This is a genomic window from Acinetobacter sp. 809848 (assembly GCF_000581275.1).
Classification (GTDB): Bacteria; Pseudomonadota; Gammaproteobacteria; order Pseudomonadales; family Moraxellaceae; genus Acinetobacter; species Acinetobacter pittii.
In genome coordinates this window covers 26,639-45,297 of sequence record NZ_JEXG01000033.1, presented here as the reverse complement: position 1 = coordinate 45,297, position 18,659 = coordinate 26,639, and the positions used below count along the sequence as shown (strand labels likewise).

20 protein-coding genes and 4 tRNA genes are annotated in these 18,659 nt (G+C 40.6%); 8 read left to right on the top strand and 16 right to left on the bottom strand.

Annotated elements, in window-relative coordinates; genetic code table 11:
- The 8 genes from J536_RS19545 to tpiA form a co-directional block, all read right to left on the bottom strand.
- Nucleotides 1–338 (bottom strand): NusA N-terminal domain-containing protein (locus J536_RS19545; protein WP_032063692.1); only part of this gene is annotated, 338 nt, incomplete at its 3' end.
- Between the two features lie 37 nt (nucleotides 339–375).
- Nucleotides 376–900: a ribosome maturation factor RimP gene (gene rimP / locus J536_RS19540; RefSeq protein ID WP_002114922.1), complete on the bottom strand. Its 525-nt coding sequence runs from the start codon at nucleotides 898–900 to the stop codon at nucleotides 376–378.
- Nucleotides 901–1,115: 215 nt separating this feature from the next.
- Nucleotides 1,116–1,192: transfer RNA gene (locus J536_RS19535), tRNA-Met, on the bottom strand.
- A gap of 89 nt (nucleotides 1,193–1,281) precedes the next feature.
- A tRNA-Met gene (locus J536_RS19530) sits at nucleotides 1,282–1,358 on the bottom strand.
- An 89-nt stretch (nucleotides 1,359–1,447) separates the two neighbouring features.
- Nucleotides 1,448–1,524, bottom strand: a tRNA-Met gene (locus tag J536_RS19525).
- 38 nt (nucleotides 1,525–1,562) lie between these two features.
- A tRNA-Leu gene (locus J536_RS19520) sits at nucleotides 1,563–1,647 on the bottom strand.
- A 56-nt stretch (nucleotides 1,648–1,703) separates the two neighbouring features.
- Nucleotides 1,704–2,033 (bottom strand): preprotein translocase subunit SecG, encoded by a 330-nt coding sequence (secG, locus tag J536_RS19515; RefSeq protein ID WP_002115012.1) that lies wholly within the window; start codon nucleotides 2,031–2,033, stop codon nucleotides 1,704–1,706.
- A 12-nt stretch (nucleotides 2,034–2,045) separates the two neighbouring features.
- Entirely contained in the window at nucleotides 2,046–2,840 is a 795-nt protein-coding gene (gene tpiA, locus J536_RS19510; protein ID WP_032063691.1) for a triose-phosphate isomerase, read from the bottom strand.
- Between the two features lie 291 nt (nucleotides 2,841–3,131).
- Here tpiA and pilB point away from each other — a divergent pair, with 291 nt between their 5' ends.
- The 4 genes from pilB to coaE are packed head-to-tail and all read left to right on the top strand — an operon-like array spanning nucleotide 3,132 to nucleotide 7,555.
- Nucleotides 3,132–4,844: a type IV-A pilus assembly ATPase PilB gene (gene pilB / locus J536_RS19505; RefSeq protein ID WP_032063690.1), complete on the top strand. Its 1,713-nt coding sequence runs from the start codon at nucleotides 3,132–3,134 to the stop codon at nucleotides 4,842–4,844.
- Between the two features lie 26 nt (nucleotides 4,845–4,870).
- Nucleotides 4,871–6,097, top strand: a complete 1,227-nt coding sequence (locus J536_RS19500) for a type II secretion system F family protein (RefSeq protein WP_005079343.1) — start codon at nucleotides 4,871–4,873, stop codon at nucleotides 6,095–6,097.
- On the top strand, nucleotides 6,097–6,957 hold the full coding sequence (locus J536_RS19495; RefSeq protein ID WP_017385370.1) for a prepilin peptidase: 861 nt from the start codon (nucleotides 6,097–6,099) through the stop codon (nucleotides 6,955–6,957). Before J536_RS19500 ends, J536_RS19495 begins: the two co-directional genes overlap by 1 nt.
- A 1-nt stretch (nucleotide 6,958) precedes the next feature.
- Complete coding sequence (gene coaE, locus J536_RS19490) at nucleotides 6,959–7,555, top strand: dephospho-CoA kinase (protein ID WP_005065869.1); 597 nt, start codon at nucleotides 6,959–6,961, stop codon at nucleotides 7,553–7,555.
- Here coaE and J536_RS19485 read toward each other — a convergent pair.
- The 4 genes from J536_RS19485 to J536_RS19470 all read right to left on the bottom strand — a co-directional run bounded on the left by J536_RS19485 (nucleotide 7,552) and on the right by J536_RS19470 (nucleotide 11,067).
- A complete protein-coding gene (locus J536_RS19485; RefSeq protein WP_032063689.1) occupies nucleotides 7,552–8,466 on the bottom strand; it encodes a DMT family transporter in 915 nt (304 codons plus the stop codon). The two genes, coaE and J536_RS19485, sit on opposite strands and share 4 nt — an antisense overlap.
- A gap of 35 nt (nucleotides 8,467–8,501) precedes the next feature.
- Nucleotides 8,502–9,251 carry a 23S rRNA (guanosine(2251)-2'-O)-methyltransferase RlmB gene (gene rlmB / locus J536_RS19480; protein WP_005079348.1) on the bottom strand — a complete coding sequence of 250 codons (750 nt, stop codon included), beginning with the start codon at nucleotides 9,249–9,251 and terminating at the stop codon, nucleotides 8,502–8,504.
- A 102-nt stretch (nucleotides 9,252–9,353) separates the two neighbouring features.
- A complete protein-coding gene (locus tag J536_RS19475; RefSeq protein WP_002115102.1) occupies nucleotides 9,354–9,680 on the bottom strand; it encodes a pyrimidine/purine nucleoside phosphorylase in 327 nt (108 codons plus the stop codon).
- Nucleotides 9,681–9,756: 76 nt separating this feature from the next.
- Nucleotides 9,757–11,067: a tetratricopeptide repeat protein gene (locus J536_RS19470; protein ID WP_032063688.1), complete on the bottom strand. Its 1,311-nt coding sequence runs from the start codon at nucleotides 11,065–11,067 to the stop codon at nucleotides 9,757–9,759.
- Between the two features lie 114 nt (nucleotides 11,068–11,181).
- Here J536_RS19470 and recN point away from each other — a divergent pair, with 114 nt between their 5' ends.
- The 3 genes from recN to ruvX all read left to right on the top strand — a co-directional run bounded on the left by recN (nucleotide 11,182) and on the right by ruvX (nucleotide 13,967).
- Complete coding sequence (gene recN, locus J536_RS19465; RefSeq protein WP_032063687.1) at nucleotides 11,182–12,849, top strand: DNA repair protein RecN; 1,668 nt, start codon at nucleotides 11,182–11,184, stop codon at nucleotides 12,847–12,849.
- Between the two features lie 123 nt (nucleotides 12,850–12,972).
- On the top strand, nucleotides 12,973–13,527 hold the full coding sequence (locus J536_RS19460) for a YqgE/AlgH family protein (protein ID WP_002114753.1): 555 nt from the start codon (nucleotides 12,973–12,975) through the stop codon (nucleotides 13,525–13,527).
- A complete protein-coding gene (gene ruvX / locus J536_RS19455) occupies nucleotides 13,527–13,967 on the top strand; it encodes a Holliday junction resolvase RuvX (protein ID WP_002115066.1) in 441 nt (146 codons plus the stop codon). Before J536_RS19460 ends, ruvX begins: the two co-directional genes overlap by 1 nt.
- Nucleotides 13,968–14,011: 44 nt before the next feature.
- Here the strand turns inward: ruvX and J536_RS19450 are convergent, their stop codons facing one another.
- Genes J536_RS19450 through J536_RS25440 form a run of 4 tightly spaced genes read right to left on the bottom strand, consistent with a single transcriptional unit; the run spans nucleotide 14,012 to nucleotide 17,473 of the window.
- Entirely contained in the window at nucleotides 14,012–15,013 is a 1,002-nt protein-coding gene (locus J536_RS19450; protein WP_005065853.1) for an HlyD family secretion protein, read from the bottom strand.
- Between the two features lie 39 nt (nucleotides 15,014–15,052).
- A complete protein-coding gene (locus J536_RS19445) occupies nucleotides 15,053–15,259 on the bottom strand; it encodes a DUF1656 domain-containing protein (RefSeq protein WP_005065851.1) in 207 nt (68 codons plus the stop codon).
- A complete protein-coding gene (locus tag J536_RS19440) occupies nucleotides 15,252–17,351 on the bottom strand; it encodes an FUSC family protein (RefSeq protein ID WP_005065849.1) in 2,100 nt (699 codons plus the stop codon). Before J536_RS19440 ends, J536_RS19445 begins: the two co-directional genes overlap by 8 nt.
- Nucleotides 17,342–17,473, bottom strand: coding sequence for a hypothetical protein (locus J536_RS25440; RefSeq protein ID WP_002115031.1), 132 nt, complete (start codon nucleotides 17,471–17,473; stop codon nucleotides 17,342–17,344). Before J536_RS25440 ends, J536_RS19440 begins: the two co-directional genes overlap by 10 nt.
- 368 nt (nucleotides 17,474–17,841) lie before the next feature.
- On the opposite strand from J536_RS25440, the gene J536_RS19435 reads away from it, so the two are divergent.
- On the top strand, nucleotides 17,842–18,615 hold the full coding sequence (locus J536_RS19435; protein ID WP_005065846.1) for an IclR family transcriptional regulator: 774 nt from the start codon (nucleotides 17,842–17,844) through the stop codon (nucleotides 18,613–18,615).
- Nucleotides 18,616–18,659 lie beyond the last annotated feature (44 nt).

Sequence of the window (18,659 nt, the reverse complement as noted above, 5' to 3'; positions counted from 1 at the left end):
TGTGCAGCAATACGACCAAACTCAATAGATTCTACTTCGAGTTCACGCACGTCACCAATTGACCATTTAGCTGGATCAACGTCAGAAATTGCATCTTGGCAAGCTGGCATCTCGTGATCTTCATCTGCCACAACAGTCCATTGACGGAACGTACGGTAATCACCAGTTTTACGATCAATTTCTACACGAAGCTGAGCTTCTTCAGCATGCGTACCTTCGTAAAATCTTTTCTTCGTTGCAGCAACTAGAGCTTGTTCTAAAGCTTCGAAGATCGCTTCACGACTAACACCTTTTTCATTACTAACCGTTTCAACAACGGTAAGAATTTCGCGGCCCATAAGTCACCTACCGATTTCTTATAAAATTTAAATAAATTTAATCTTGATAGATCAAGTTTGCTTTATCGATATTGTTGCTGTCGATCACAAGCACATGCTTCCCATCAACTTCAACCTGAATTTCTTCATTTTCAAGGTCTACTGCGATAAGTTTTGCTTGAAATTTACGACGGTTTTCTACTGCTGCAATTAAACGCAAAGCAATTTGTTGTCCGATGTAGCCTTGTAACTGTTCTAGTTGAAAAAATGGACGGTCCCAACCTGGTGAAGAAACTTCTAATGAATACTCACCTGAGATTGGATCATGAACATCCAACATTGCGCCAACTTGTTGTGTTACACGCACACAATCTTGTACACCAATACCACGGCCTAGTTCTACTTCACCATCTTCATTAATTACAGGCTCAGCATCTTCACTTACCGCTTTATCGATATAAATACGCAATAATGAACGTTTACCTTGTGGGAGAAACTCGATCCCCCAAAGGTCGACACCACATGCTTCCACTGCAGGAACAATTAAGTCATGCAATGCTTGGGATTTATTTGATAATTTCATTTACTCTCGTCATTCTCGTGCGATTCAATCGGTTGTTTTAACCGACACAGACCTACTATAGTGAAGCATGACTATTTGACCAATTGATGTCGACACTACACGATAGCGATACGATAACCAATAAAAAAGGGCGTTAATCGCCCCTATTTAGCACAGAAAACAATAGTCCACTGTGCAAAAAGGCCCACCTGTCTGTGAGCCTCTTTTAAGAAACTTGGTAGCGGGAGCTGGATTTGAACCAACGACCTTCGGGTTATGAGCCCGACGAGCTACCAGACTGCTCCATCCCGCATCAACGTGCAAAAATTATATACAAATATCGAAAAAAGTCAATGTAAACTTATCTAATATTCGCTTGATTAAGTTGCACCTTAATCAAATTGGTAGCGGGAGCTGGATTTGAACCAACGACCTTCGGGTTATGAGCCCGACGAGCTACCAGACTGCTCCATCCCGCATCAACGTGCAAAAATTATATACAAATATCGAAAAAAGTCAATGTAAACTTATCTAATATTCGCTTGATTAAGTTGCACCTTAATCAAATTGGTAGCGGGAGCTGGATTTGAACCAACGACCTTCGGGTTATGAGCCCGACGAGCTACCAGACTGCTCCATCCCGCATCAAAAAACTGCTTGCACTCAACTTTCTGGTTCAAAGTTGGTGCGGAAGGGGGGACTTGAACCCCCACGCCCGAAGGCACTACCACCTCAAGGTAGCGTGTCTACCAATTCCACCACCACCGCAGCTTGTGGGACGCATTCTAGTCCTTCCCACTGCAAAAGGAAAGCCCTATTTCGAATTATTGACTCGATTTTGGTGCATTTGGTGAAGTTTCAGGCGATGTCGTTTGAACTGGCGCTGTAGTTTGTACAGTTTTCAAACTATATGCATCAGTAGTCTGTTTTTTCGCAAAAACAGCGAGAGTTAAACTCGTCACAAAAAACAACGCTGTTAAGATAGCAGTAAGTCGAGTAAGGAAGTTACCTGAACCTGATGCACCAAATACAGTTGCTGCTCCGCCACCGCCGAAAGAAGCACCGGCATCAGCACCTTTACCGTGTTGCACTAGAATCAAGGCAATCATCAGTACCGCTAAAATAATATGTACGATCAGTACAAAAGAGTGCATACCCTATCCTCGTTATTTACTTTGTGCAAAGGCTTGTACGATTTGATAAAAAGATACTGCATTTAATGAAGCACCGCCTACCAACGCACCATTAATATCTGGACATGCCGCCAATTCGACCGCATTTTCAGCTTTTACACTACCGCCATATAAAATCGCAATGTCTGAACCCGCTGGGGTAATCTGACTTAAACCTTCACGAATCTTAGCATGCATTGCCTGTGCATCTTGTGGAGAAGCAGTTTTACCTGTCCCAATTGCCCAGATTGGCTCATAGGCAATTACAATTTGCTTTTGCCATTGCTCAGCAGTCACTACAGGAGCAATATCACAAATTTGTTGCAATACAACTTGCTCTGCCAAACCTTGTTCACGTTGTTCGAGGCTTTCACCAACACAATAAATGACAGTCAAGCCCGCATTTAATGCATTTTGGAGTTTAGCTTTCAAAATTTCAACGTTATCGCCAAAAATATCACGGCGCTCAGAATGCCCAACCAGTACAAAATTAATTTGGCTATCTTTTAATAGTTCTGCGCTGACTTCGCCAGTATACGCACCAGTACCCGCTACACGTGATACATCTTGTGCAACTGTATATACTGTTCTTGCAGCATCTTGCAATTGTGTTTGTACCATTGCAAGCGCAATAGAAACCGGAGCAACCCCTACATGACAGCTTTCATCTGCAATTTGGTTTTGTTGCAATAGTTGTTTAAATTCTTCTATAAGTTGTTTGGCATTGGCACGCATTGGGTTCATTTTCCAGTTGCCAACTACCCAAGGCGTAATCGTCGAACCCGACATACGGCTCACCTTTCGTCAAAAATGCAGCACATTCTACACGCATTTATACAAATTTCAGATACTTTTCTTTAACGGCTTTGCCCATATCTTTTCTACTCATTGAAAACAGTTATAAAACTTTATCGAGTCTAAAGAATCGTCTTTCAAAAATTAATGAATAAAAACTTCGACTAGTTCAAGCTTTGGCGAGTGGATCAAGACCAGAGCATCATTTTCTCAGGTAGTAATTTTAGATAACAAAAGTATAATTTTTTATATACCAATTATAAACATATGAGCACAGGTAGGCAGATGTCAGTCATACATACATCTCCAAAATTTTCGGGGTTTTTTCGACGATTAGTCGAAGAAAAACATGTGTCGGCAGCGACCATGCAAACAGCATTAGATGCAGCAAAGAGAGCTAAACGGGATACGGTTGCGTACCTGATTGAAGAGGTTCATCTCTCCCCTTCTTTATTAGCTGAAACAATTTCTATTGAATTTGCTGAACCATATTTTGATCTGGATGTTTACGATACAAGCCAAATTCCCAAAGATTTGGTCGATCAGAAACTGGTTTTAAAACATCGGGTCTTACCTCTCATACAAAGAGGACAGATTTTATATGTCGCAACCAGCAACCCGAGTAATATTGAAGCGATTGATGCCATTCGCTTTAATAGTAAGCTCATGGTTGAACCAGTTATTGTCGAGCACCATAAGCTTGAGAAAATTCTGGCGCAGCAATTTACCGAAGAAAGCAGCTTCGAATTTAGTGATGAAGAGTTTGATCTTGATGTAGACCTTGAAGCTCCATCCTCACAAGAGGATGAGGAAGAAACGCCTCAAGGCGATGAAGCACCTATTGTTAAATATATTAATAAATTACTCATCGATGCAATTCGTATGGGGGCTTCAGACTTACATTTTGAACCCTATGAGAAATCATATCGGGTCCGTTATCGAGTCGACGGCGTGTTACGTCAGATTGCAAATCCACCTTTGCAATTGGCTAACCGTTTGGCTTCACGTTTAAAAGTCATGTCTCAAATGGATATTTCCGAAAAACGAGTGCCTCAAGATGGTCGTATCAAGCTTAAGTTATCAAAAACTAAAGCAATCGATTTTCGTGTGAACTCACTTCCAACCTTGTTTGGTGAAAAACTGGTTCTGCGTATTCTCGATCCATCTAGCGCAATGCTCGGAATTGATGCTTTAGGATATGAAGAAGATCAGAAAGCTCTTTTTTTAGAAGCACTCGATAAACCACAAGGTATGCTTTTAATTACAGGTCCTACCGGTTCTGGTAAAACGGTATCTTTATATACTGGCTTAAATATTTTAAATACTGAAAGCTCTAATATTTCCACTGCCGAAGATCCAGTCGAAATCAACCTTGAAGGCATTAATCAGGTTAACGTTAACCCAAAAGTAGGTCTTACTTTTTCGGCCGCACTGAAATCATTTTTACGTCAAGACCCTGACATTATTATGGTCGGTGAGATTCGTGACTTAGAAACGGCTGAAATTGCGATTAAAGCTGCACAAACCGGTCACATGGTAATGTCCACACTGCATACCAATAGTGCGCCAGAAACACTTACTCGCCTACGTAATATGGGTGTTCCATCCTTTAATATCGCAACATCAGTCAACTTGGTTATTGCACAGCGTTTAGCACGTCGGTTATGCCCACAGTGTAAAACACCTGCCGACATTCCTAAACAGAGCCTATCAGAAATGGGCTTTACCGACCAAGATTTAACCCATCCCGATTTTCAAGTTTTTCAACCTGTAGGTTGTACTGAGTGTCGTGAAGGCTACAAAGGTCGAGTAGGTATTTACGAGGTGATGAAAGTTACACCTGAAATTTCCAAGATTATTATGGAAGATGGCAATGCTTTAGAAATCGCTGCTGCTTCTGAAAAACTGGGGTTTAATAATCTGCGTCGTTCAGGGTTAAAGAAAGTCATGCAAGGTGTTACTTCCTTACAAGAAGTCAACCGCGTGACCAGTGAATAAAAGACAATTTAAAATAAGGATAATTCATGACTGTCAAAAAGGCACAAATGATGCCGACTTTTGCTTATGAAGGGGTTGACCGTAAGGGCGTAAAAATTAAAGGCGAACTTCCAGCTAAGAATATGGCCTTAGCCAAAGTCACCCTACGCAAACAAGGTGTAACTGTCCGTAATATTCGGGAAAAGCGTAAGAATATTCTTGAAGGTTTATTTAAGAAAAAAGTATCAACGCTCGATATCACGATTTTTACTAGGCAACTTGCAACCATGATGAAAGCAGGTGTGCCACTGGTACAAGGCTTTGAAATTGTAGCGGAAGGTCTAGAAAACCCAGCCATGCGCGAGGTGGTACTCGGGATTAAAGGTGAAGTTGAAGGTGGTAGTACCTTTGCTTCAGCTTTAAGGAAGTATCCTCAACACTTCGATAACTTGTTTTGTTCTCTTGTAGAGTCTGGCGAACAATCTGGTGCGCTTGAAACCATGTTGGACCGTGTGGCAATTTACAAAGAAAAAAGTGAATTACTTAAGCAGAAAATCAAAAAAGCTATGAAATATCCAGCAACGGTTATTGTAGTTGCTGTGGTTGTTACTATTATTTTGATGGTTAAAGTAGTGCCTGTTTTCCAAGACCTGTTTTCTTCTTTTGGTGCAGATTTACCTGCATTCACCCAAATGGTCGTGAATATGTCGAAATGGATGCAGGAATACTGGTTCATTATGATTATTGTGATTGGAGCAGTGATTGCTGCCTTTCTGGAAGCCAAGAAGCGCAGTAAAAAATTCCGTGATGGATTAGATAAACTTACACTGAAACTACCTATCTTTGGCGATCTGGTTTATAAGGCGATTATTGCCCGTTATAGCCGTACTTTAGCCACCACGTTTGCCGCTGGTGTTCCGCTCATTGATGCGCTTGAGTCAACGGCTGGTGCAACCAACAATGTCATTTATGAAGAAGCAGTCATGAAAATTCGTGAAGATGTAGCTACAGGCCAACAACTTCAATTTGCAATGCGTGTTTCAAATCGTTTTCCATCTATGGCTATACAAATGGTCGCAATTGGTGAAGAATCTGGTGCACTAGACAGCATGCTCGATAAAGTTGCTACTTATTATGAAAATGAAGTTGATAATGCCGTTGATGGTTTAACTTCAATGATGGAACCTTTAATCATGGCAATTTTAGGGGTGCTCGTAGGTGGTCTAGTGATTGCTATGTATCTTCCAATTTTCCAAATGGGCTCAGTCATATAATGCAAGAAATTATTGCTTATTTTATTCAAAACTTAACTGCACTTTATATTGCAGTCGCACTATTGAGCCTATGTATTGGTAGCTTTTTGAATGTGGTAATTTATCGCACCCCCAAAATGATGGAACAAGATTGGCAGCAGGAATGTCAAATGTTGCTTAATCCCGAACTACCCATCATTGAGCATGAAAAGCTGACATTAAGTAAACCTGCTTCATCATGTCCTGCATGTCAGCAACCGATCCGTTGGTATCAAAATATTCCTGTCATAAGTTGGTTGATGTTAAGAGGAAAATGTGGCCATTGCCAACATCCTATTAGCATTCGTTATCCAGCGATTGAATTACTCACCATGCTATGTTCATTAGTCGTCGTCATGGTTTTTGGCCCAACCCTACAAATGCTTTTTGGACTCGTCCTCACATGGGTACTGATAGCCCTTACCTTTATTGATTTCGATACACAATTATTGCCTGATCGCTTTACCCTACCTTTAGCTGCGCTCGGCTTAGGTATTAATACCTTTAATATTTACACCTCGCCTAACTCAGCTATTTGGGGATATTTAATCGGTTTTTTATGCCTTTGGATTGTGTATTACTTATTTAAAGTGATTACAGGCAAAGAAGGTATGGGCTACGGCGACTTTAAATTGCTTGCCGCATTAGGCGCGTGGATGGGACCATTGATGCTGCCATTAATTGTGCTATTGTCATCTTTACTCGGTGCAATTATTGGCATCATTTTACTAAAATTACGTAATGATAATCAGCCCTTTGCGTTTGGGCCATATATTGCCATTGCGGGTTGGGTTGCCTTTTTATGGGGTGACCAAATTATGAAAATTTATTTGGGAGGTTAAGATGGCTTTTATTCTGGGAGTCACAGGTGGTATTGGCAGTGGAAAATCTGCTGCAACACAATGGTTTGAATCCCAAGGAATCCAAGTCGTCGATGCCGATATTGTTGCTCGCGAAGTGGTTGAAAAAGGCCAACCTGCCCTTCAAAAAATCCAACAAACTTTTGGAGATTGGGTACTTCAACCCGACGGCAATCTAGACCGCCGTGCACTACGTGAATATATTTTTCAAAACCCTGAAGCAAGACAAACACTTGAGAAAATCACGCATCCAGCCATTCGCCAATCTATTATTCAACAGCTACAAAACCCAAAAAGTCCTTATGTGATTTTAGTTTCACCCCTACTTTTTGAAACCAACCAGCATGAATTGGTTAATCACACTCTATTAGTTGATGCGAGTGAACAAACTCAAATTCAGCGTGCAAGCCAGCGAGATGGGCAAAACCAAGAACAAATCCAGAAAATTATTGCAGCACAAATGCCACGCGAGCGTAAACGTGAACTTGCCAATGACATTGTGTTTAATGACGGATTACTCGAACATTTATATCAGCAATTAGAACCTTTACATCAAAGCTATTTGAAGCGCGCCAACTAATCTTGCTTATTTTGCTGCTGAATCTTTTGTGCCAAGCTATCTTGTCGAAACCAGCGCCAAGGTTGTAAGGCACCGATTCCCATTCCAACCAAGCCCACAACAATCGATGGACTTAATGACTCATCAAGTAAAGGTACAGCCAAAATGGCAGCAATAAACGGTGCCAAAGTAACAATACTTCCCGTTTTAAAAGCACCAAGTCGCTGAATCGCTGCTACATAAGTCAAAGTTGCGATAATAACAACAAACACACCGTGGAAAATGCCCTGTATCGCTAGATGAACAGGACTGACTTCCATGAAATGTTTAGGTAAGAATAAAGCATAGATGGGTAAGTAAATAATTGCAGACCAAATCGCAACACTCGCCATAGAGTGCCATGCGGAAAGTTTCCACTGTTTAAGTAATACAGTGAAAATGCCCCACCAAATCGCACTAATAAAAAGAAGTAAATCCCCCAGGCCAAAAGCAGAAGCATTACCTCGCAAGATCAACACACTCATAAGAGCCAAGGCAGTGATCATAATTGCCAGACTCACCCATGTATGCTTATCAAATGGTTGTCTAAATAAAATGTATGCTGCAATTGCAGTACAGATAGGAATACAACCATTTAAAAAAATGGCAGCATGTGCAGCGGGAGCATAGAGAAACGCGGTATATACCGTAAGACAATAAATAACTCCGCCAATGAGCGCCAAAATAACAGCGTGCTTACTCCATAAAAAAGCGAGATCTTTCTTATAGATCAAAATCGGCATCAAAATCAGGAAGGCGATAGCAAAGCGTAGTGCAGCAATGTCCCAAGCACTGATGTGCCATTGTGCATTTAAACGGGCAAAAAGTGTAAACCCGCCCCAAATGCACATGGTCACCAATACAAAAAAATAACCTTGCTTACGGGGAGACATATCAAGACTGCTTACAAACTAGAAAGGCAGCTAGATTATACCTCAGAACGCTGACGGCAAGCCTCATAAAGTGCCATACCTGTTGCCACACTCACATTTAGACTCTGTAAATTTCCAGACATCGGAATATAAACTTTATGATCACACTGTGCCTGTGTAATTGGGCGTAAACCCGTATCTTCGGCTCCCATCACGATCACGACTGGGCCAGAGAAATCACATTTTTGAATTGGCATTGCACTTTCATCAAGCATAGTGCCAATCACACGTGTATGAGTCGTCTCTTTGAGATGGGCTAATGTACGAGCCAAGTTTGTGACTTGAATAAATTTAACTTTTTCAGCTCCACCCGCTGCAACTTTACGAGCTGTTGGGGTTAAACTTGCCGAACGATCACGAGGTACAATCACTGCTTGCACGCCCATTGCAGCAGCGGTACGGATGCAAGCCCCTAAGTTATGCGGGTCTGTCACCTGATCTAATGCCAGCAATAAAGCATCTGGGGTTTCAGCCAAGATCTGATCTAGATCTTTTTCATTTAAAGTCGGATGCGGACGTACTGCTGCAACCACGCCTTGATGAAACGGTAGACCTGCAAGCTTTTCGAGACTATCACGGCTTGCTTTTTGTACACTAATTCCAAAAGGCTCTGCCAATTGCAAAATCTTTTGCAAACGCTGGTCATCCCGTCCTTTTAAAGTAAACAGGGTTAGCACACGTTCCGGTTCAAGTTCTAACAATGACTCCACTGAATGAACGCCATAATAATATTCCGGTTTTGCCATGCATGACCTCTAACAACGTTTGAGCAAAAAAATAAAAATCCTGCAAAGCCAACTTCACAGGATTTCTTTGGGCATAGTGTACCCGATTTGAATAGGAATTTCTTAGCCTTCTAAATGGCACACGTAATCGAGTACTTCATCAGTTTCGATTTTAAAAAGACTATTACCAGGCACATAAAATGATTGGCCTGCACGGAACAACTCACTTTCATTACTGTCCGCAATTGTTACGCGGCATTCACCTGAAATAATTTCCATACGCTCAGGAACATGGGTTTCAAAAGTTAAAGCTTGCTCAGTCGGCAAAATAACACCTAGTGTTTTTTTTGTTCCATCTTCAAATTGCACGGTATGGCTGATACATGCTCCACCAAAATAAACGTTTGATTTTTTGATGACCGTTACATGATCAAATTGGGTTGAACTCATGCACACTCTCCAGATAATGCCGTATTTATATAAATTATGATGAATGTAGTTTAATTGTGCCTAAATAACTAATCAATCAGTTTTCATACGGATAGACTTGTAATTTCCACTGCTGTGCCTGAATTTTTTTGGCAAAAGCATAAGGTAAGTTAATCTCAATATTTCGACTATTCGACACAATTGCATCGTATCTGCAAACTTCGACCTGATTTTCATCTAGAAGTACCCAACACACTCTCTGTGCAGTTGGATGGGCAACTGCTGTAGCAACTACCGGTGAACCGTCATTCATTCCTACATGAAAATTTTCGCTGTCGTTTTGCATTAACGCCAGATCATAAGCTGGAAAATCGATAGCATCTGAATCGAATTGCTGGCTATCGTGTATAAGCACATTTTGTTTTAAAGTCGGCCAAATACAGTAGCGCAAATAATGCTGATCCATCACCCGATTATCCAGATAACGTCCGGTGGCAACATAATCCCTGATATGTGCTTCAATATTATGAAAAATCCCCGTACATCCACCCCACATTCCCGCCAAAATTAACTCGGTATGAGAATAATTGTCTCGCATTAAGTGAAACCATTTATCACTCTTGAGCCAAGCATCTACAGCTGCTTTTTCGCGGTGCGAGACAATGGAGTCGGCATCACGTATCAGAAAACGCTTAATTGTCGGATCATCCATCACCAAAAAGCGCCAAAACAAACCAGATAGCTGTTTTTGAGAATCTGTAACCTGAATAACTTGCGCGCCCTTCTCTTTTAAACGCTGTTGCACCAGTACTGGCACAGTATCATCGACATAAAAGCGACACGTCCATTCAGGATAAATTTGTTTGGCTAACTGAATATTTAAAATAGAGGTTTCACAATAGCGAGGGTTTGCCCCAAACAATGAAAAAGCAATAATATTTTCTTGAGGATTTGCACTAAATGCTGGTGGTGCATGATTGGCAATAGACAAAACAGGTTCGCTCTTCACTAATTCTTTTTTGGTTGCAATTGCCAAGCGTCCAAATTTGATTGTTTCTTCTTTTTTCTTTAAGTGATGACAAACTTCTGTGAGTCCATCATATAAGTTTGTATTTACGTTAGCTCCACTTGCTTGAATCGCTTGTAAATAATGTTGATAGGCATCGTTATAACGGCCTAAGCGTAATTCGGTATAAGCTAAATCTGATAAGGCGCCAGCATGCTTGGGAACCAAATTAACAGCTTGTTTAACATGTTGATAAGCTTTGGCATAATCCCCTTGTGCTGCTGCCTGTTTAAATGCATTAAAATGCTGATTTAAAATTTTATTCATTTCCGCAGGATTATTTTTTTTATGGCGGTTGATCATCCCTATTGGTGGTTTCGGTAAGCTTAATGTTTTTTTCATTGTAAATATCCGCAATCTTGCTGTTCTATAATTTCAGTTAGAATAATAGATCACTTGTAGCAAATTCAAAACTTCTCTATCTTTAACCCATAATTTGGCGCGTTGGATGCGTTTATGCTCACACATTTAACTTTAATTAATTTTGCATTAGCTGATCATTTGGCTATTGATATAGAACAAGGATTTAATGTTCTAACAGGCGAAACAGGTGCCGGAAAATCATTATTACTGGATGCACTCTCTGCCTGCCTAGGGGAACGTACAGATACAAATTATGTCCGTTATGGTTCGGATAAAGCGGATATCACCGCAGTTTTTACCTATCAAAATAATAGTCCTGAAGCAAAATGGCTCCAAGACCACGAGCTAGATGATGATTCTGGGGAAATCCATTTACGTCGTGTGATTTTCGCAACCGGACGCAGCAAAGCATGGGTTAATGGTCGCCCGAGCAGTCTATCTGAACTCAAAGAATTAGGTCGCTTGCTGGTTCAACTCTATAGTCAGCACAGCCAGCAGCAGCTGCTTGAACCGCCTTATCCAAAGCATTGGCTAGATCGTTATAATAATTTTTATACTGAAGCAAATGATGTACGTGAAGCCTATAGCACATGGCAACGTACCATTCGTTTGCATCAAGCAGCCTTAGATGCACAAGCAACCCGACTGCAACGTATTGGTACTTTAGAGCATCAAATTGAAGAGCTCGAAGAGGTCATTCAAACTGACTATAAAGAAATTGAGCAAGAGTTCGATCGCCTCAGTCATCATGAACATATCATGCAAGATTGTAGCTATAGCCTAAATGTGCTTGATGAAGCTGAGCAAAACATTACTCAAGAAATGTCTTCGATTATTCGTAGATTAGAATCCCACGCGGGGCGTAGCGAACAACTTTCCGAGATCTATAATTCTTTACTCAATGCTCAAAGTGAAATAGATGATGCAACGGCAAACTTGCGTCAATTTATTGATCGTCAAAGTTTTGATCCAGAGCGAATGGAGGAGCTCAACTCTAAACTTGAAGTTTTCCATCGTTTAGCACGGAAATACCGAACTCAACCAGAAACGCTTAAAGAAGAATATGAAGCTTGGCAAAGTGAGCTTGAGCAATTACATCAACTTGAAGACCCAGAAACATTGGCAGAACAAGTTGAAAAGTCGCATGAGGAGTTCTTGGAGAAAGCTCAGCATTTAGACAATATTCGTCGTGAAGCGGCTGCTCCACTTGCTAAACAATTAACCGAACAAGTTAAACCTTTAGCGCTGCCAGAGGCACATTTTGAGTTTAAGTTTGAACCACTAGAGCAACCTACTGCTGAGGGTTTAAGTTTTATTCAACTATTATTTACTGCCAATAAGGGTATTCCTCCACAACCATTAGCACGAGTAGCTTCAGGTGGTGAACTTTCACGTATTGCACTTGTCATGCAAGTCATGAACGCTGAAAAAACCGAAGCAGAAGTGTTAGTGTTTGATGAAATTGATGTTGGTATTAGTGGTGGTACAGCAGAAGTTGTTGGACGTTTACTTGCCGACCTAGCCCAACATGTTCAACTTTTATGTATTACTCATCAGGCACAAGTTGCTGCACAATCAGATCAGCATTTACTAGTGAAGAAACAACAAACTGATCCAGCCAGTAGTACAATTGTTGAATTGGATGAAAATCAAATCATTTTAGAGTTAGCTCGCATGTCAGGCGGAGTTGAAATTAATGAAACAACCTTGCAACACGCAAAACAATTACGCCAACTTAAATTTCAGGCTTCTTCAAATTAATAAAAAATGAGAGAAAAAGATTGGCGAAATCCGATTAACTCTTGTATGTTGATAAAAAGAACCTATATAGATAAAAGGGTCGAGAGACCCTCTAGTGACATTTTTTGAGGGAGAACCGCTTAGGTGACCAAACAATATCTGACTCACCGTTGTCTGATTGCCCCGCCAGAAATGGCAGATGACTTTTTCGCAAACACTGTAATTTATCTTGCCCGTCATGATGAAGAAGGTGCTCAAGGCATTATTATTAACCGCCCTTCCGGCATTCAAATTAAAGAATTACTCAATGATCTCGACATTGAAGCAGACAATGTAAATCCACATGTGGTTTTACAAGGTGGGCCATTACGTCCCGAGGCTGGATTCGTTCTTCATACTGGACAACCGACATGGCATTCATCTATTGCTGTAGGTGAAAATGTTTGTATTACTACCAGTAAAGATATTCTTGATGCGATTGCCCACAATGAAGGTGTTGGTCGATATCAAATTGCTTTAGGTTATGCGAGCTGGGGTAAAAACCAGTTAGAAGATGAAATTACGCGCGGTGACTGGCTCATTTGTGATGCCGATATGGATCTGATTTTTAACCTGCCTTATGACGATCGTTGGGATGCAGCTTATAAAAAAATCGGTGTAGATCGTGCATGGTTAGCATCTGAAATCGGACATGCTTAATGACCGAAACACAATCAAAATCGATTATGGCTTTTGACTTTGGTACTCAAAAAATGGGAATGGCGATTGGCCAGTCTTCAATTGAAAGTGCCAATCCCCTCCCTCTATTTGTGATGAAAGATGGTATTCCAAACTGGGATCAGCTCTTAAAAATCGTGAAAGAATGGCAACCTGATCTATTTTTGGTTGGTTTGCCTTTGAATATGGATGATAGCGAGTCAGAACTTTCTACACGTGCCCGCAAATTTGCGAGACGTTTACGCCATCAAACCAATATTGAAACATTAATGGTAGATGAGCGTTTAACTACACGTGAAGCACGAGAAGAACTCGGTTTCTACCAAGAGCAAGGTCGAGCAAAAAAGCTTTCGGCAGATAGTTTTGCAGCCGCCTTACTCATTCAGAGTTGGTATCGAAATCCAGTCGGTTTAACACCGTAAGAACTAAAAAAGGAAGGCTAAAGCCTTCCTTTTTAGTTCTCGTTTTATTTCTCGATAATATGCACAGTTGCCGTACGTCCAGAGATGAAAGCAAGCTGGTTCTTTGGTGTTTCATCCAATACGATTTTTACAGGCACACGCTGCGCTAAACGAACCCAACTGAACGTTGGATTTACATTGGCAAGAAGTTTAGAACTGCTTGAGCGTTCACGATCTTCGATACCAGATGCAATACCTTGTACATGGCCTTTAATTTTCTGGCTATCCCCCATTAACTGTACACTGGCCTGATCGCCGACATGAATACGGTTTAATTTAGTCTCTTCAAAATAGCCCACAACATAGAGTTGTTTACGGTCAAGTAGTGCTGCAACAGCCTGACCAACTTGAACATAGTTACCTGGGCGCATATCAAAGTTAGATAAAGTACCATCAGCTGGAGCAATTACCGCAGCACGATGCATATTAAGCTCGGCCAAATGCAAGTTACTCGTAGCCGCCTCAATCAGAGCCTGTTGTTGTTTAACAGTTGCTTCCGCTTGTTGAATAGCAGCTTGGAGTTGCTCATGTTCAGCATGGGATTGATCACGTGTTGCGAAAACTTGATCTTGTTCTTGTTTAGAGATGGCGCCATCCATAAGATTTGAGTAGCGGCTTGCATTTTTCTCGGCTAACTTAATATTCGTATCTGATTTAATCAGGTTCGCTTTGGCTTGTGCTAAACCAGCTTGCGCTTGGGCAAAGGCTGCATTTGCTTTTGCTAAATCAGATTTTGCCTGCTCTACATCTAAAGCTCGGCGGGAAACATCAATTTTAAAGAGCACCTGACCTTTTTTCACAGTCTGGTTATCTTGCACCAATACTTCTGTCACAAGCCCCGCGACATCCGAAGATACTTGAATAACGTCACCACGAACTCGACCATCACGCGTCCACGGCGCTGCATTATAGTAATTCCATAAATGCACAATGGTATAGACCGCCAGCATTAATGCGACAATCAAAATTACTGGACGGATGACTTTTTTCAAATCCACCTGATTCATTTCACTCACCTAACTCAATCTTTAATTTCGCAAACATCTCTACGCACCGACCCCAACAAAAATTTGATGTATTACCAAAAGTAATAAGAGGTAAAAACACAAATTAAAAATACTAGGTAATGCAATCCAGCCTTGTGCAATCAACTTATTTGTTAAAGGACTTAACCCACGGAAACAGATATATGCCAAGAGTGCTTGAATGAGCAAAGAAGGCACATAAATACCATAAACATTAAACTCACCCATTTGCTGTGGCTCCTCTCAGGGTGCTGTTTTCATTCATTTGCTCTGATGAAACATGGCACATGCTATAAGCAATATTGTTCAGTGAAATGAGTAGTCTTTGTCGCATAGTCATATCTTCAACATTTGAAGCAAGCTGTTTTAATTCAAATAACGCTCGGTAGATTCGCTCTACTAAAGCTGTCGTATCATTTTCATCGTTTTCTTTAGCTCTAAACAGCTCATCCAGATTTTGTTGCAAATCGCCAATATGCTGAGTGAGTTCGGATGTTTGAGGAAACTGATTGGCTAACTCTTGCAATCGGCTTAAATCAACAATACTACTCGACTCAATCAGGGCCTGATGAATTGAAGTTTTAATCTCGTCTGATTGCACCATTTTGCTGTTTAGAATCCCAATCCGATCTAGCATACTGCGTAGATGAACTTTAAAATCAAGACCATATGGCAGATAGATCGCTTGTCGCATGGCACGGTAATGCAAGGCTAAAATACGGCTTGCACTCGTGTCTGGTGACATGGCGCGAACAACATCAATGACAATCAAAGACACTAAAACACCTAAGATCATGGCAAATGAACTATCAAGATAAGACACTGCATCCATGCTATAAGCATTGTGCAGGTTTAGTCCCATCATGGTATTAATACCCAACACCATACCTACTGGCATCAACATCTGGTTAGCCATCATAGACACTGCGAATAAGAACATCGGTAATAAAACCAGTCCAAGTTCCCAAAAAGTTGTGACATGCGGAAAAATACCAAATGCATAAACAAAGACTAAAACTGCTGAAGCTATACTGCCCCAGATAAAAATACGCAGAACCGGAACCGGGTTATCTAAGGCTGTTAAAATACAGGCGGTTACTGCTCCCATTTGCGCCATCATAAATCCAGCTTTCCATCCCGACACAATCCAGACCCCAGTCACGATAAAAGTAATAAGGACTGCACTAATCCCACCTCGTATCGCCACACCATGATCACGGTGTAAACTTGGATATTTGGTCGTCATTGGGGTAATGTTGTCAGGAATTTCTTTATTACCTTGCTGAATTCGCTGCCACAAAACTTTAACGGCTAACACATTGCTAATGAAATGGCGCACATCCATTTTCATAGCTGCAACCAAAACTTGTTGGTGTGTAGAAGCCGACTCCATCAAACTTGCGAAATCGCTTTCAAACTCATCAGGCAACTGCAAAATATTTTCATCAACGATTAGATCTTTTTGCTCTAAAAACTGTACAACATGAGCTGAAAGTTGTTGCAGTTTTTCTGCATGAGTCTCGATAAATCGAAGTTCTTGAAGTTGCTTGATACGCTCAGATAAAGCGACTAGATTAGCAACCACCATTGAGATTTGATGAAGCATTTCCTGCAAGGGTTTGGTCATGCCATGCAGTTCACCCTTTTCATAACTCAAATGTACTGCCAAGGCATGAATATCTGTGGTGTCGCGAGTAATGGCAGCCAAAAGCTGGGTATTGTTCTGCTGCGAATCTGTATTTAATAAATTAGCAAACAGATTTTCTGTATCTTTTAGGGCTTTTATCACCCGCTGTTTAATTGCTGAGCCAATATGCATTGGAAGAATCGTGGCAGAAACCACTGCACTTGAAATCACGCCAATCGAAATTTCTATAACCCGAGCTAAAGCAATATCGAATATATTGTATTGATCAATATAGGTAATCGCATTGAAGACGATCATGGCTGTCGAGTAACCCGCCAGCATAAAAGCATAACTACGTGGAGTACGATCAAGTAACGACACATAAAGCGCAAAACCCACCCACAACGATAACACCACGGTAAATATCCAAGGTGTATTAATTAAATGTGGTGTTAGAGTTAAGGCAATCACAGCTCCACCAATTGTCCCTACCACCCGATAGACACATTTAGAGGACACCATTCCTGAATATGGATTGGCAATAATCAGGACCGTACCAATCGACCACATCGGATTAATCAGATCTAATTCAAATGAAACAAATAGTGCCAACATTCCGGCAATAAATGTTTTTAAGGCAAAGATCAGATCAAGCCTACTCGGGCGGAACGCCAGTATTTGCTTTAATAACATGAACTCATCTCAAATACAGATTTGAACTGATGAGCATGCCCTTCAATATTTGATTGTCTTTCTAAAGACAACACAACTTTGCCATTTGCCTCAAAGCAAATGATATGAGGAGCATCCTTCAATACAATGATTTTTCCACATCTCGCCTGATTGGCAGAGATGATTTCAGTTTGGGCGCCATTTAAACGGCCAAGCTTTGGAAAGAAGAGGTATCAAGAAATCAATCTGGAACCGACCAATTTCTCGATTAGATATTTTGTTTGGCAATTTTTTCAAAATAAAGCGATTTAGTCAACTAAAATATCTCCATTTGATAATTTGATATATTTTTTAATTATCGTATATGATGTATAAGCCAAGAGAAGTTTTCTCTTTGTCAGAGTAAAATACTCAAATCAGGCATTTATTTTAGAATTGAGACAAATCTTCTTTTTTTCTGTTATAAAAAACTCAAAGATGACTCGTTGTTAAAGGATACGAACAAGACATTATGGCAATTTCAAGTTTTGGCAAAATTTTAACCGTACTGGACCTATTTTCAGTTTCGCGTCCAATCATTAATGTCGATATTATTTGCGAAGAACTTGGCTTGTCCAAACCAACGAGTTACCGTTACCTTAAAGAACTAGTATCGGCTGATCTATTAAAACGCATTAATGGAACCTCTGGCGATTATACCTTAGGCTCAAAAATTGCAGTTCTTGACTATATATCCAGAACAACCGACCCACTGGTTCAAATCAGCACACCGTTTATGCGAAATATTGTAGAACGTACCGAACTGTGCTGTTTGCTTACCTATTTAAATGATGACTATTGCATTGACATACATCATGAAATATTTAAAGACACTGAGCTACTTTCATATGGCCGAGGCTGCCCAAGACCGATTTACGTTGGATCATCTCCAAAAACAATGATTTCGCATTTAAGTAAGCAGCGCATGCAGGACTACTACCACCGTTACCAGCAAGAATTAAAACAATCAGGTTTTGCTGAAGATGAACCGAGCTTTATTCAGCGTATGCGTAAAATTAAAAAACAAGGGTTCTATTTCTCACAAGGTGAGATTGACCCAAATGTTTCAGGTCTAGCTGTTCCTGTTCGTTTTTCAAACAAAGAAGTACCTTTGGCTTTAACTTTAGTTGCCTCTAAAAATCGTTTTGATTTTTTAAACGTTGAAAAGCTCATCGAAATTTTGCAAGAAAATGCAGCACTTATTGAACAACGTTTTATGGAATTATCTGAAAAAGGTGAAATCTAAAACTCCACCTTATGATAATTTAAACTTTTCTTACACTTTAAAAC